Source organism: Actinobacillus lignieresii (assembly GCF_900444945.1).
GTDB lineage: Bacteria > Pseudomonadota > Gammaproteobacteria > Enterobacterales > Pasteurellaceae > Actinobacillus > Actinobacillus lignieresii.
In genome coordinates this window covers 1,827,501-1,841,822 of the sequence record NZ_UFRM01000001.1, presented here as the reverse complement: position 1 = coordinate 1,841,822, position 14,322 = coordinate 1,827,501, and the positions used below count along the sequence as shown (strand labels likewise).

Here is a 14,322-nt window from a genome sequence, read left to right as displayed (position 1 = left end):
TCTTATGACTAGTATTGAAATTATTTTAGTAACCTTAGTTGCCGCAATTTGCGGTATGGGTTCCGTACTTGATGAACGCCAAACTCACCGCCCGCTTGTGGCTTGTACCTTAATCGGCTGGGTGTTAGGCGACTTACAAACCGGTATTATCGTTGGCGGTACGCTTGAAATGTTGGCATTAGGCTGGATGAACGTGGGAGCGGCAATGGCACCGGATGCGGCATTAGCCTCTGTCATTGCGGCAATCTTAGTTATCAAAGGCGGCCAAGATAAAGGGACGGCGATTGCGATTGCCATTCCGGTAGCGGCGGCAGGTCAGGTATTAACCATCTTCGTGCGTACTCTAACCATCTTCTTACAACATAAAGCGGATAAATTTGCCGAACAGGCAAACTTCCGCGGTATTGAATTCTGTCACTTTGCCGGTCTTTTGTTACAAGCGTTACGTGTAGCAATTCCAACTTTCTTCGTAGCACTGGTAGCCGGTACCGATGCGGTAACCGAAGCATTAAATGCGATTCCTGAAGTCGTAACCCGTGGCTTGCAAATCGCTGGTGGCTTTATCGTGGTGGTAGGTTATGCGATGGTCATCAATATGATGCGTGCCGGTGCGTTAATGCCGTTCTTCTTTATGGGTTTTGTGATTGCATCATTCTCAAACTACAACTTAGTGGGACTTGGTTTCTTAGGTGCGTGTTTAGCGATGCTTTACATCCAATTAAATCCACAATTCAACCAATCGGTAGCAGCGCCTCGCACCACTAAAAAATTAGCGGATAACGAGTTAGAAGGTCTATAAGGAGCAAATTATGTCAGAGAAAAAACAACTTACCAGTGCGGATATTCGTGCGACTTATTGGCGTTCAACTTTCCTATTAGGATCATTTAACTTTGAACGTATGCAATCAATGGGCTTCTGTGTATCGATGATCCCAACGATTAAACGTCTTTACAGCCGTAAAGAAGACCAGGCGGCGGCATTAAAACGCCACTTAGAGTTCTTCAATACCCAGCCGTGGGTCGGTTCGGCGATTATGGGTGTAACCGCTGCGATGGAACAAGAACGTGCTAACGGTGCAGACATTGACGATGCGGCAATTAGCGGGGTGAAAGTCGGTTTAATGGGGCCGCTTGCCGGTGTCGGCGATCCGATTTTCTGGGGAACATTACGTCCGGTATTAGCCGCACTAGGTGCGGGTTTAGCGATTAGCGGTAGCATTTTAGGTCCACTATTATTCTTTATCGGTATTAACCTTTGCCGTGCGCTTACCCGTTGGTACGGCTTCAAATACGGCTACCAAAAAGGAACGGAAATCGTTTCGGATATGGGTGGCGGTCGTCTGCAAAAAGTGACGCAAGGCGCTTCGATTCTCGGCTTATTTGTAATGGGTTCGTTGGTATCGAAGTGGACCAGTATCAACATACCGTTTGAGCTTTCTCGCTATAAAAACGCAATGGGTGAAGAAGTGGTTACCACCGTGCAAAGCGTGCTTAACGATTTATTACCGGGTTTAGCGGCATTATTGCTTACCTTCTTATGTATGTGGTTATTACGTAAGAAAGTAAATGCAATGTACATTATCTTCGCGCTATTCGGCGTCGGTATTTTAGGTTATTGGTTAGGCATTTTAGCTTAATTCTCTCTTTAACTCGTTTGCCCCCTCTTTATCCAAGAGGGGGTATTTTTTATAATACAAGCGGTCAAATTTACAGGAAATTTTGCAATGGATTTAAAAAAAGCCCTTAAAGTACCCGAACAGCAGTACATAAAAAACAGTTCGATGCTGGTTACCGCCTTATTTATTATTGCCGGCGTTTTATATTATCCGACTGACGGCTACGGTTCGGTAATTGCGCTTGCATTGGCAATTATTGTGATGTTCGGGCAAAAGATGTTAATTAGCCAAACGCGCAAATATTTTGCCGAAATGTATGCAGCGAAACAGCAATACGAACAAACACAAAATAAAGATTATTTAGAATTTATCCGCCTGCGCGGTACACAAATGTTAAATGATAACAAGGTGCTTTCCGAGCAGGCAAAAAATGAAATTAACGCCTTACTCAAATTTGTGAGTGATTCAACCAAGTCAGAGTCGTAACAATGTCAGAAAATTTAACCGCTTGCCCGTGCCAATCCGGTAAGCCTTATACGGAATGCTGTCAGCCGTTTCATTTAAAAACAGCATTCCCAGAAACAGCCGAACAATTAATGCGTTCTCGCTATGCGGCTTATACTTTGGTTAATATCAATTATATTGTGGAAACCACTGTCCCTAGCCAGCAGAAATTTTTAGATCGAGATGCTATGAGAGTATGGGGCGAAAGTACCAAGTGGGCGGGGTTAGAAATCATCGCACATCAGCCGTATATCACTAAGATTCACAGTTTAGTTGAATTTAACGCGCTATTTAACACGGAAAACGGCATCGAAGCGCATCACGAATTATCGTTGTTCGTACAGATAGATAATCGTTGGCATTTCGTTGATCCGACCGCCCCGTTGCCTTCGCAAAAACAAAACTGCGTATGCGGTTCCGGCAAAAAATTTAAACATTGTTGCGGTGCATATTTATCGTGAGAGAAGCGGTTATTTTTTGGTAAAAATTTACTAGAAATGACCGCTTACTTTTCTCGGATAACGCTTGTTTCCTCTCTCTTACAATATTTCGCTAAATATTATTCTATTTAATTATTTGAAGCGCATATAAATTTCTCTAATAATTCGCCGAAAGACAACTTTATATATTTTATCTATTAATTTTCTCTAATTAAGAGGGTTCCTACTATGTTAAAAAAATTATCGGTAATTGCGGTATCAGCTATCGCACTTGCAACCTCGGCGACTTCTTTTGCTAAAGAAACCTTACTCGACAGAATTAATGCTAAAGGTACGATTACCGTCGGTACCGAAGGTACTTACGCCCCCTTCACTTATCACGATGCAAGCGGTAAATTAACCGGCTACGATGTGGAAGTCACCCGAGCGGTTGCAGAAAAATTAGGCGTTAAAGTGGACTTTAAAGAAACACAATGGGATGCGATGTTAGCCGGTTTAAAAGCGGATCGTTTCGATTTGGTGGCAAACCAAGTGGGTTTAACCACTCCGGAACGCCAAGCGACTTTTGATAAATCGGCGGCTTATAGCTGGTCGGGCGCGGCATTAGTAGTTCGCAACGATGAAGAAAAAATTAAACAGGCATCCGATGTAAAAGGCGTAAAAACGGCACAAACCTTAAGCTCAAACTACGGCGAATTAGCACGTGCTAACGGTGCGGATATCGTGCCGATTGACGGTATGGCGCAGGGCTTATTATTGATTCAACAAAAACGTGCGGATGCTACTTTCAACGATAATCTTGCTTTATTGGATTATCTGAAGAAAAATCCGAAATCAGGTTTAAAAATCGTTTGGGAATCGCCTGAAAAAGTGGATGCCGGTTTTATCGCGAATAAAGGTAACCAAGAAGCGTTAAACAAAATCAGTGCGGCAATTAACGAACTACACAAAGACGGTACGTTGAAAAAATTAGGCGAACAATTCTTTGGTCGTGATATTAGTGTGAAATAATGAAATAAAATGCCTCGTTATCAGCGAGGCATTATTTTTTATCATTTAGTTAAATATTTCATTTAATACGACTGCAATCCCGTCATCGTTATTGGATAAGGTAACCCGTTTTGCCGCCGCTTTAATCTCTTCCGGCGCATTGCCCATTGCCACGCTAAGCCCCGCATATTGCAACATATCCAAATCGTTAAAATTATCGCCGAAAGCAATGACCTGATCTTGATTCATATTCAAGATTTTTTCCATAAAACGAATGGCATTCGATTTGGTCGCTTGCTTATTCATTATCTCCAAATATTCATTTTTAGAACGATGAATGGCAAGATGCGGTAACTGCTGTTTCAATAACTTTTCTAAAGATTGAATTTGCTCCGCTTTTCCCATGACCAGAATTTTATGTACATCTGTTAAATTTTTCGTTTTTTCGACCGCTTGTAAACCGGTAATTTCACTTTCTTGAACAGTCCACTCGTTTTCCAAATTATTAGTAAGCCAATCAATACCCACATAATGGTTAATAGAAAGGTGTTGATATTTTTCAAGCAATAGATTCAACCGATTAAGATCCGCTTGCTCTATCACTACACTATATAACCGACTTAGATCCTGATCTAAGATTAACGCACCGCTATAACAGATGATCGGATAGTGGCTTTGCAATTGTTGAGTATAAGGCGTGATAGCTAAAGGAGGGCGAGCGGAAACGGGTATAAAAGGAATACCCTTTTGCATAACGGATTGAATTGCTTGCCGCGTCAAGGGCGTAATTTGATGTGCCGTATTAAGCAACGTTCCGTCAATATCACTAAAAACAGCCAAATAGAGTGGTTTTTTCATAATCATCTCCGAATTATTCATTCTTAAATACGCTTTATATTACGCCGTTTTGTTTATTAAATCAGCATAAAATTAATTATTTTATCTGTGGATAATTCAGTAGATTATCGCCTGACAACTTGAGATCTATTCATTAATAACTTGATAAAATGCTTCCCCTGTGGATAACTATTAGATTTATCCACAAATTAGATCTGTTGAAAATACAAGATCTTTATCGATTTTAAGTTACGCTAACTTTTTGATTTTATTTAAAAATATAGAGTTATCCTCATAAAAGGATCTCTCTAATAATAACAATAATAAAGATCTCTATATATAGATCTATATTATAATTAACGATCATCGGATCTTCTTTCGGATCGAATAAACGATCTTAAAATTACGTTTTCATGATCCTGTAATTTTGAGGTAGAATAGCACACTTTTGTTTCAGTTACTCAGAATATAAAAATTATAAAGGCAGATATATGATTTACCATGAAATTTATGATGTGATCGTTGTTGGCGGCGGTCATGCAGGGACGGAAGCGGCACTGGCTCCTGCCCGTATGGGATTAAAAACGCTACTTCTAACACATAATGTAGATACTTTAGGGCAAATGTCTTGTAATCCGGCTATCGGCGGTATCGGTAAAGGTCATTTAGTAAAAGAGATCGATGCGATGGGCGGTTTAATGGCCATTGCGATTGACCAAGCGGGGATCCAATTCCGTACCTTAAACAGTTCGAAAGGGCCTGCCGTACGTGCGACTCGTGCGCAAGCAGACCGAGTACTTTACCGCCAAGCGGTGCGTACCGCACTAGAAAATCAACCGAATTTAGATATTTTCCAACAAGAAGTGGTGGATATTTTAGTCGAAAATAACCGTGCGGTTGGGGCAGTAACTAAAATGGGACTCACCTTTAAAGCACGTTCCGTAGTATTAACCGCCGGTACTTTCCTTGCCGGTAAAATTCATATCGGTTTAGATAACTATGCCGGAGGGCGTGCGGGAGATCCTGCTGCGACAATGTTAGCGGATCGCTTACGTGATCTGAATTTACGTGTTGATCGTCTTAAAACCGGTACGCCGCCGCGTTTGGATGCTCGTACGATCAATTTTGACGTTTTGGCTAAACAACATGGTGATGCGGAATTACCGGTAATGTCGTTTATGGGGTCGGTAGATCTTCATCCGCGCCAAATCCCTTGCTATATCACGCATACTAATGAACAAACACACGATTTGATCCGAAATAGTTTAGATCGTAGTCCTATGTACACCGGTGTCATCGAAGGGATCGGACCTCGTTACTGTCCGTCGATCGAAGATAAAGTAATGCGTTTCAGCGATCGTAACAGTCACCAAATTTATCTTGAGCCTGAAGGTTTAAGTACCATTGAAGTTTACCCGAACGGGATTTCAACCAGTTTGCCGTTTGACGTACAAATGGGTATCGTAAATTCGATGAAGGGTTTGGAAAAAGCTCGTATTATCAAACCGGGCTATGCGATTGAATATGATTATTTCGACCCTCGTGATCTAAAACCGACGTTAGAAACTAAGGCGATTGAAGGTTTATTCTTTGCAGGTCAGATTAACGGTACGACCGGTTATGAAGAAGCTGCTGCACAAGGTTTGTTAGCCGGTATTAATGCGGCATTACAGGTTCAAGGCAAAGAGGCTTGGTTCCCAACTCGTGATCTTGCTTATACAGGCGTATTAGTTGATGATCTTTGCACGCTCGGCACTAAAGAGCCGTACCGTGTCTTTACCTCACGTGCGGAATATCGTTTATTGCTGCGTGAAGATAATGCGGATATCCGTTTGACCCCGATTGCACATGAGTTAGGTTTGATTGATGACGCTCGTTGGGCGAGATTTAACCAAAAAATGGAAAATATCGAACGTGAGCGTGAACGTCTAAAACAAATTTGGATTCACCCGCAATCGGAACATTTAGCGGTAGTCAATGAATTGGTTAATAGTCCGCTTACCCGTGAAGCGAGCGGCGAAGACTTGTTACGTCGTCCGGAAGTTACTTATGACAAACTCACGCAAGTCGCTGCGTTTGCTCCGGCTTTAGACGATAAACAAGCGGCTGAACAAGTTGAAATATCGATTAAATATCAGGGTTATATCGAACATCAGCAGAATGAGATTGAACGTCATAAACGTCACGAAAATACTTTAATTCCGGCTGAATTTGATTATGACAAGGTTGAGAGCCTTTCAAACGAAGTACGAGCGAAACTGATGCAACATCGCCCGGTTTCGATTGGCCAAGCAAGTCGTATTTCAGGTATTACGCCGGCGGCAATTTCAATTCTTCTTGTGAATTTAAAAAAGCAAGGCATGCTGAAACGAGGCGAATTATAATTTAGCTGATAAGGAAACACGGAATATACGGAAATTAATTCAAGGTTACTTTTAGTGTATTCCGTGTTTTATTGTGGTACACCACAAGGATTTTACAAAATGAGACAGAAATTAGACCGCTTGTTGGGACAGGCGCAAATTAATTTGACCGATCAGCAGAAAGAGCAGTTGGTAGGTTTCGTGCGTTTATTAGATAAATGGAATAAGGCCTACAACCTCACTTCTGTGCGCAATCCGGATGAAATGTTGGTGAAACATATTTTAGACAGTTTAGTGGTAAGCGAACATTTACAAGGCGAAAAGTTTATTGATGTCGGAACCGGTCCGGGATTGCCTGGGATTCCGTTAGCGATTGCCAATCAGGATAAACAATTTGTGTTGCTAGATAGCCTTGGCAAGCGTATTACCTTTATTAAAAATGCGTTACGTGAGTTAGGTATAACGAATGTCACACCGGTACTTTCTCGTGTGGAAGAATATACTGAACAAACGTTTGACGGGGTGCTAAGCCGTGCTTTTGCCAGTCTGAATGACATGGTGGATTGGTGTTACCATTTACCGAATCCGCAGGGTAAATTTTATGCTCTTAAAGGCATTTATGCGGAAAGTGAAGTGCAAGAGATTAAAAATCCGATTCGGCTGGAAAAAGTCATTCCTCTTTCCGTACCGGAATTAGTTGGTGAGCGTCATTTAGTATTATTAAATAAACCTAATTAAGCTGATTTACTGAGATGATCTCTTTGAGATAAAGAGTAAGTAAAAAGTATCACTTTCCACTTATTTTTCGAGTTGTTAATCAATATTTAATTTCGGATTTAGTATTAGATAAATATCTATCTATATTCTTCGGCATTAATTGTGAGAAAAATGTGAATAAGATCACATTGTGATAACTGATGTATCCTTATGTTTTACGATACAAAAGTTTAAAATTAACCTTTTTATAACAAATTTTGCATAAATCGCTTTTTTATGGCTTTTTCAGGTTTTAATCTGTTGTTTTGTATCGTATAATCCAAAGAAATATTTCATTTTTTACAGAGGGCATTTGCCTGTCGGATGGGAAGTTATATGTCTGCTGTAATAAATAAAGCGAAATTACACTATCTCAGTGCGTTAAAAATCGAATTTTTTCTTCTTGTAAGTCTGTTCGGTGTATTAATGATTTGGAAAGGAGTGGAAAGCGTTTCCTTCTTAGGGGGCTTTTTATCCAGTTTTCTTCCGCATTGTGTTTTTGTTTATTGGATTTTTTTAAAAAAAACGACCAAAAACCAGTCAAAAATGGGCGATTTTTATCGAGGCGAAGGCTTAAAATGGATAATCACTATTTTATTAGTGGTTATGTGTTTTAAGTTATTGCCTTATCTTCATCTTGTACTGTTTTTTGTGGGATATTTAATGGCATTATTTTTAAATAATGTCATTCCGTTTATTTTAAGTAAACGAACTCATTAATTTCTTATTCTAAAAGGATTCATTATGGCTGGAACTACCGCAGAATATATTAGCCATCACTTGAGTTTTTTAGCTTCAGGTGACGGTTTTTGGGCTGTTCATTTAGATACGCTCTTTTTCTCTCTGCTTGCTGGTGTTATTTTCCTTTTCGTATTTTCTCGAGTTGCGAAAAATGCGACGTCGGGAGTACCGGGAAAATTGCAATGCTTCGTGGAAATTGTCATTGGTTGGGTGGACGGTTTAGTTAAAGATAACTTCCACGGACCGCGTAATGTCATTGCTCCGCTTGCACTTACTATTTTCTGCTGGGTATTCATTATGAATGCTATTGACTTAGTTCCGGTGGATTTCTTACCTCAATTGGCAAATATGTTCGGTATCCATTATCTTCGTGCCGTTCCTACAGCGGATATTAGTGCAACCTTAGGTATGTCTATCTGCGTATTCTTCTTAATTTTATTCTATACCGTAAAATCAAAAGGTTTCGGTGGTTTAGTCAAAGAATATACTTTACATCCGTTTAACCATTGGGCGTTTATTCCGGTAAACTTTATTCTCGAAACCGTTACGCTACTTGCAAAACCGATTTCTTTAGCATTCCGTTTATTCGGTAATATGTATGCAGGCGAGCTAATCTTCATCCTTATTGCAGTAATGTATATGGCCGATAACTTTGCGCTACAAGCGTTAGGTATCCCATTACACTTGGTTTGGGCTATTTTCCATATTTTAGTTATTACGCTTCAAGCCTTTATCTTTATGATGCTAACGATTGTTTATTTGAGTATCGCTTATAATAAAGCGGATCATTAAACGAACCTAAAGAGCGGTCGAATTTGCGCAATATTTTGCAAAAATTTGATTGCTTGAATTATTTTATTAACAACAACCCTGCCTTTTGGCGAATTCCTCAATCTTAATGGAGAACATTATGGAATCAGTAATCACAGCAACAATTATTGGTGCGTCAATTTTATTAGCTTTCGCTGCACTTGGTACGGCTATCGGCTTTGCTATCTTAGGTGGTAAATTCTTAGAGTCGTCTGCTCGTCAGCCTGAATTAGCAAGCAGCTTACAAACAAAAATGTTTATCGTTGCAGGTCTTTTAGATGCTATCGCAATGATTGCTGTAGGTATTTCTTTACTTTTCATCTTCGCGAACCCGTTCATTGATTTATTGAAATAAGTCGGGTCTCTCTTTTCCGTTATTCATTGAATAACTTAACCGACTTTTAGGAGGGCGTTGTGAATTTAAATGCAACACTAATCGGTCAGCTTATTGCATTCGCACTTTTCGTTGCGTTTTGTATGAAATTTGTATGGCCGCCGCTGATTAAAGCGATCGAAGAGCGTCAAGCAAATATTGCTAACGCTTTGGCATCGGCTGAAAAAGCGAAACAAGAACAAGCGGATTCTAAAGCTGCTGCGGATCAAGAAATCCTTAAAGCGAAAGAAGAAGCACAAAAAATTATTGATTTAGCAACGAAACGTCGTAATGAAATTTTAGAGTCTGTTCAAGCGGAAGCTGAAATTGAACGCCAACGAATTATTGAACAAGGTCATGCGGAAGTGGAAAGCGAGCGTAAACGTGTTCAAGAAGAACTTCGTCAGAAAGTGGCTGCATTGGCAGTTGTGGGTGCGGAGAAAATTGTTGGTCGTTCTGTTGATCAAGCAGCGAACAATGACATTATTGATAAGCTAGTTGCAGAACTATAATAAGGTGGGGCAGATGTCAGAATTAAGTACAGTAGCTCGCCCCTACGCTAAAGCAGCTTTTGATTTTGCTTTAGAACAAGGTCAGTTGGACAAATGGCAAGAAATGTTACAGTTTTCGGCATTCGTTGCTGAAAACGAACAAGTGGCGGAATATATTAATTCTTCCCTTGCAAGCGGTCAGATTTCTGAAACTTTTATCAAAATCTGCGGCGACCAACTTGATCAATATGGGCAAAATTTTATTCGTGTAATGGCTGAAAATAAACGTCTGGCTGTGTTGCCTATGGTTTTTGATACTTTCGTATCATTACGAGCGGAACATGAAGCGGTAAAAGATGTAACAATTGTTTCGGCAAACGAATTAAGTCAAGCACAAGAAGATAAAATCGCAAAAGCGATGGAAAAACGCTTAGGTCAAAAAGTTCGTTTAACCAACCAAATCGATAACAGCCTGATTGCAGGCGTAATTATTAAATACGATGATGTTGTTATTGATGGTAGTAGCCGCGGTCAGTTAAATCGCTTAGCGTCAGCGTTGAGCTTGTAAGAGGAATAAAAAATGCAACTAAATTCAACTGAAATTAGTGAATTGATAAAAAAACGTATTGCCCAGTTTGATGTGGTGAGCGAAGCTCAAAGCACAGGGACAATCGTTTCGGTAAGCGACGGTATCATTCGTATCCACGGTCTTGCCGATGTAATGCAAGGCGAGATGATCGAATTGCCGGGTAATCGTTATGCGATTGCACTTAACTTAGAACGTGATTCTGTCGGTGCGGTAGTAATGGGGCCTTATGCGGATTTAGCGGAAGGTATGTCGGTTAAATGTACCGGTCGTATCTTAGAAGTTCCGGTAGGTCGCGGTTTATTAGGCCGTGTTGTAAATACGTTAGGTCAGCCTATTGACGGTAAAGGTGAAATAGATAACGACGGTTTCTCTCCGGTAGAAGTTATTGCGCCGGGTGTTATCGACCGTCAATCGGTAGATCAACCGGTTCAAACCGGTTATAAAGCAGTTGACTCAATGGTGCCAATCGGTCGTGGTCAGCGTGAGTTAATCATCGGTGACCGTCAAACCGGTAAAACGGCATTAGCAATCGATGCAATTATTGCACAGAAAGATTCGGGTATTAAATGTATCTATGTAGCAATCGGTCAAAAAGCATCTACGATTGCGAACGTAGTACGTAAATTAGAAGAACACGGCGCATTAGCAAATACAATCGTTGTGGTTGCTTCGGCTTCCGAATCCGCGGCATTACAATACCTTGCTCCGTATTCTGGTTGTGCAATGGGCGAATATTTCCGTGATCGTGGTGAAGACGCTTTAATCGTTTATGATGATTTATCTAAACAAGCGGTTGCTTATCGTCAAATTTCATTATTATTACGCCGTCCGCCGGGTCGTGAAGCATTCCCGGGTGACGTATTCTACCTACACTCTCGTTTACTAGAGCGTGCGGCACGTGTAAGTGCGGATTATGTAGAGCGTTTCACTAACGGTGCGGTAAAAGGTCAAACAGGTTCATTAACTGCATTACCGATTATTGAGACACAAGCGGGTGACGTATCGGCTTTCGTTCCGACAAACGTAATTTCTATTACTGACGGTCAGATTTTCTTAGAGTCAAGTTTATTTAACTCAGGTATTCGTCCTGCGGTAAACCCGGGTATTTCCGTATCTCGTGTAGGTTCTGCGGCGCAAACTAAAGCTATCAAGAAATTATCTGGCGGTATCCGTACCGCATTAGCTCAGTATCGTGAATTAGCGGCGTTTGCTCAATTTGCTTCCGATTTAGATGATGCGACTCGTAAACAGCTTTCTCACGGTCAAAAAGTGACGGAATTACTTAAACAAAAACAATTTGCTCCAATGCCGGTAAGCGAACAAGCATTAGTTCTTTTTGCTGCTGAATTCGGTTATTTAGATGATGTAGAGCTTGAACGTATCGGTTCATTCGAATCTGCTTTATTGGCTTACGCAAATAGTAATCACACCGACTTTATGAAAAATTTGGCAAAATCTGGCGATTATAACGATTCAATCAAGGATCAATTAAAAGCTATCGTAGAAGATTTCAAAAAGAACGGTGCGTGGTAATCACGACTAGCGGAGAAAAATTATGGCAGGTGCGAAAGAGATAAGAACCAAAATTGCAAGTGTGAAAAATACTCAAAAAATCACCAAAGCAATGGAAATGGTTGCTACCTCTAAAATGCGTAAAACGCAAGAGCGTATGGCTGCCAGTCGTCCTTATTCGGAAACAATCCGTAAGGTGATTAGCCATATTGCGAAAGGAAGCATTGGTTATAAGCACCCGTTTTTAACTGAACGTGATATTAAAAAAGTAGGCTATCTTGTCGTTTCGACCGATCGCGGTTTATGCGGTGGCCTTAATATCAATTTATTCAAAGCGACTTTGAATGAATTTAAAACGTGGAAAGATAAAGACGTTAGTGTTGAGCTTGGTTTAGTAGGGTCGAAAGGCGTAAGCTTTTACCAAAATCTAGGCTTAAACGTGAGATCTCAAGTAACGGGATTAGGCGATAATCCGGAAATGGAACGTATCGTGGGCGCAGTTAATGAAATGATTAATGCGTTCCGAAACGGAGAAGTGGATGCGGTTTACGTCGCTTACAACCGTTTTGAAAATACGATGTCACAAAAACCTGTTATCGCACAGTTACTTCCGTTACCTAAACTAGATGACGATGAATTAGATACGAAAGGTTCATGGGATTATATTTATGAACCGAATCCACAAGTTTTATTGGATAGTTTACTTGTTCGTTATTTAGAAACTCAGGTATACCAAGCAGTTGTAGATAACCTAGCTTCTGAACAAGCCGCTCGAATGGTAGCGATGAAAGCCGCAACAGATAATGCGGGTACATTAATCGATGAATTACAATTAGTGTATAACAAAGCTCGCCAAGCAAGCATTACAAATGAATTAAACGAAATTGTTGCGGGTGCCGCAGCAATTTAATGGAGAACAGGTAATGGCAACAGGAAAAATTGTACAGATTATCGGTGCGGTAATCGACGTTGAATTCCCACAAGATGCAGTACCAAAAGTATATGATGCCTTAAAAGTTGAATCGGGTTTAACCCTTGAGGTTCAACAACAATTAGGTGGTGGACTTGTGCGTTGTATCGCATTAGGTACATCAGACGGTTTAAAACGCGGCTTAAAAGTTGAAAATACGGGTAACCCGATTCAAGTACCGGTCGGTACCAAGACTCTAGGTCGTATTATGAACGTATTAGGTGAGCCGATCGATGAAAAAGGTCCTATCGGCGAAGAAGCTCGTTGGGATATTCACCGTGCGGCACCAAGCTACGAAGAACAATCAAACAGTACGGAATTACTTGAAACCGGTATCAAAGTTATCGACTTAATTTGTCCGTTTGCAAAAGGTGGTAAAGTCGGTTTATTCGGTGGTGCTGGTGTAGGTAAAACCGTTAATATGATGGAATTAATCCGTAATATCGCAATCGAACACTCCGGTTACTCGGTATTCGCAGGTGTTGGTGAGCGTACTCGTGAAGGTAATGACTTCTATCACGAAATGACGGATTCTAACGTATTAGATAAAGTATCACTTGTTTACGGTCAGATGAACGAGCCGCCGGGTAACCGTCTGCGTGTTGCATTAACCGGTTTAACAATGGCGGAAAAATTCCGTGATGAAGGTCGTGATGTGTTATTCTTCGTAGATAACATCTACCGTTATACACTTGCAGGTACGGAAGTATCGGCATTATTAGGTCGTATACCGTCAGCGGTAGGTTACCAACCTACACTTGCGGAAGAAATGGGTGTATTACAAGAACGTATTACATCAACCAAAACAGGTTCGATTACTTCTGTTCAAGCGGTTTACGTTCCAGCGGATGACTTAACGGACCCATCTCCGGCAACAACTTTCGCACACTTAGACTCAACGGTTGTATTAAGTCGTAATATCGCATCTCTTGGTATTTACCCTGCGGTTGATCCACTAGATTCAACTTCTCGTCAATTAGATCCATTAGTCGTCGGTGAAGAACACTATAATGTAGCTCGTGGTGTACAAGGCACATTACAACGCTATAAAGAGTTAAAAGACATCATCGCTATTTTAGGTATGGATGAGTTATCTGAAGACGATAAATTAGTGGTTGCTCGTGCGCGTAAGATCGAACGTTTCTTATCACAACCATTCTTCGTTGCGGAAGTATTTACCGGTTCTCCGGGGAAATATGTATCGTTAAAAGATACAATCCGTGGCTTCAAAGGTATCTTAGAAGGCGAATTCGACCATATTCCGGAACAAGCGTTCTATATGGCGGGTTCTATTGACGAAGTAGTGGAAAGAGCGAGCAAGATGTAATTG

At 40.8% G+C, this 14,322-nt stretch carries 16 protein-coding genes; 15 read left to right on the top strand and 1 reads right to left on the bottom strand.

Going from position 1 to position 14,322, the window contains the following annotated elements; all coding sequences use genetic code 11:
- Window positions 1–4: 4 nt before the first annotated feature.
- The 5 genes from DY200_RS08645 (at window position 5) to DY200_RS08625 (ending at window position 3,571) form a co-directional block, all read left to right on the top strand.
- On the top strand, window positions 5–799 hold the full coding sequence (locus DY200_RS08645; protein WP_115587696.1) for a PTS mannose/fructose/sorbose transporter subunit IIC: 795 nt from the start codon (window positions 5–7) through the stop codon (window positions 797–799).
- Window positions 800–809: 10 nt separating this feature from the next.
- Complete coding sequence (manZ, locus tag DY200_RS08640) at window positions 810–1,637, top strand: PTS mannose transporter subunit IID (protein ID WP_005599091.1); 828 nt, start codon at window positions 810–812, stop codon at window positions 1,635–1,637.
- A gap of 87 nt (window positions 1,638–1,724) precedes the next feature.
- A complete protein-coding gene (locus DY200_RS08635) occupies window positions 1,725–2,102 on the top strand; it encodes a hypothetical protein (protein ID WP_005605663.1) in 378 nt (125 codons plus the stop codon).
- 2 nt (window positions 2,103–2,104) lie between these two features.
- A complete protein-coding gene (locus DY200_RS08630; RefSeq protein ID WP_115587695.1) occupies window positions 2,105–2,581 on the top strand; it encodes a YchJ family protein in 477 nt (158 codons plus the stop codon).
- Between the two features lie 207 nt (window positions 2,582–2,788).
- On the top strand, window positions 2,789–3,571 hold the full coding sequence (locus DY200_RS08625; protein ID WP_115587694.1) for an amino acid ABC transporter substrate-binding protein: 783 nt from the start codon (window positions 2,789–2,791) through the stop codon (window positions 3,569–3,571).
- A gap of 45 nt (window positions 3,572–3,616) precedes the next feature.
- Here DY200_RS08625 and DY200_RS08620 read toward each other — a convergent pair whose 3' ends face one another.
- Window positions 3,617–4,429 (bottom strand): Cof-type HAD-IIB family hydrolase, encoded by an 813-nt coding sequence (locus DY200_RS08620; RefSeq protein ID WP_115587693.1) that lies wholly within the window; start codon window positions 4,427–4,429, stop codon window positions 3,617–3,619.
- 449 nt (window positions 4,430–4,878) lie between these two features.
- On the opposite strand from DY200_RS08620, the gene mnmG reads away from it, so the two are divergent.
- The 10 genes from mnmG (at window position 4,879) to atpD (ending at window position 14,319) form a co-directional block, all read left to right on the top strand.
- A complete protein-coding gene (gene mnmG / locus DY200_RS08615) occupies window positions 4,879–6,771 on the top strand; it encodes a tRNA uridine-5-carboxymethylaminomethyl(34) synthesis enzyme MnmG (RefSeq protein ID WP_115587692.1) in 1,893 nt (630 codons plus the stop codon).
- Window positions 6,772–6,870: 99 nt separating this feature from the next.
- Entirely contained in the window at window positions 6,871–7,488 is a 618-nt protein-coding gene (rsmG, locus tag DY200_RS08610; protein WP_115587691.1) for a 16S rRNA (guanine(527)-N(7))-methyltransferase RsmG, read from the top strand.
- Window positions 7,489–7,842: 354 nt separating this feature from the next.
- Window positions 7,843–8,226 carry an ATP synthase subunit I gene (locus tag DY200_RS08605; RefSeq protein WP_115587690.1) on the top strand — a complete coding sequence of 128 codons (384 nt, stop codon included), beginning with the start codon at window positions 7,843–7,845 and terminating at the stop codon, window positions 8,224–8,226.
- A 24-nt stretch (window positions 8,227–8,250) separates the two neighbouring features.
- Window positions 8,251–9,039 (top strand): F0F1 ATP synthase subunit A, encoded by a 789-nt coding sequence (gene atpB / locus DY200_RS08600; protein WP_005599075.1) that lies wholly within the window; start codon window positions 8,251–8,253, stop codon window positions 9,037–9,039.
- Between the two features lie 118 nt (window positions 9,040–9,157).
- The gene (gene atpE / locus DY200_RS08595) at window positions 9,158–9,412 is read left to right on the top strand and encodes a F0F1 ATP synthase subunit C (RefSeq protein ID WP_005599073.1); all 255 of its coding nucleotides are present in this window, start codon (window positions 9,158–9,160) and stop codon (window positions 9,410–9,412) included.
- 59 nt (window positions 9,413–9,471) lie between these two features.
- Window positions 9,472–9,942, top strand: a complete 471-nt coding sequence (gene atpF, locus DY200_RS08590) for a F0F1 ATP synthase subunit B (RefSeq protein ID WP_115587689.1) — start codon at window positions 9,472–9,474, stop codon at window positions 9,940–9,942.
- A gap of 13 nt (window positions 9,943–9,955) precedes the next feature.
- Complete coding sequence (gene atpH / locus DY200_RS08585) at window positions 9,956–10,489, top strand: F0F1 ATP synthase subunit delta (RefSeq protein WP_005599067.1); 534 nt, start codon at window positions 9,956–9,958, stop codon at window positions 10,487–10,489.
- A gap of 12 nt (window positions 10,490–10,501) precedes the next feature.
- The gene (gene atpA, locus DY200_RS08580; RefSeq protein WP_005602400.1) at window positions 10,502–12,043 is read left to right on the top strand and encodes a F0F1 ATP synthase subunit alpha; all 1,542 of its coding nucleotides are present in this window, start codon (window positions 10,502–10,504) and stop codon (window positions 12,041–12,043) included.
- Between the two features lie 22 nt (window positions 12,044–12,065).
- Window positions 12,066–12,932: a F0F1 ATP synthase subunit gamma gene (gene atpG / locus DY200_RS08575; RefSeq protein ID WP_005599063.1), complete on the top strand. Its 867-nt coding sequence runs from the start codon at window positions 12,066–12,068 to the stop codon at window positions 12,930–12,932.
- A 13-nt stretch (window positions 12,933–12,945) separates the two neighbouring features.
- Entirely contained in the window at window positions 12,946–14,319 is a 1,374-nt protein-coding gene (atpD, locus tag DY200_RS08570) for a F0F1 ATP synthase subunit beta (RefSeq protein ID WP_115587688.1), read from the top strand.
- Window positions 14,320–14,322 lie beyond the last annotated feature (3 nt).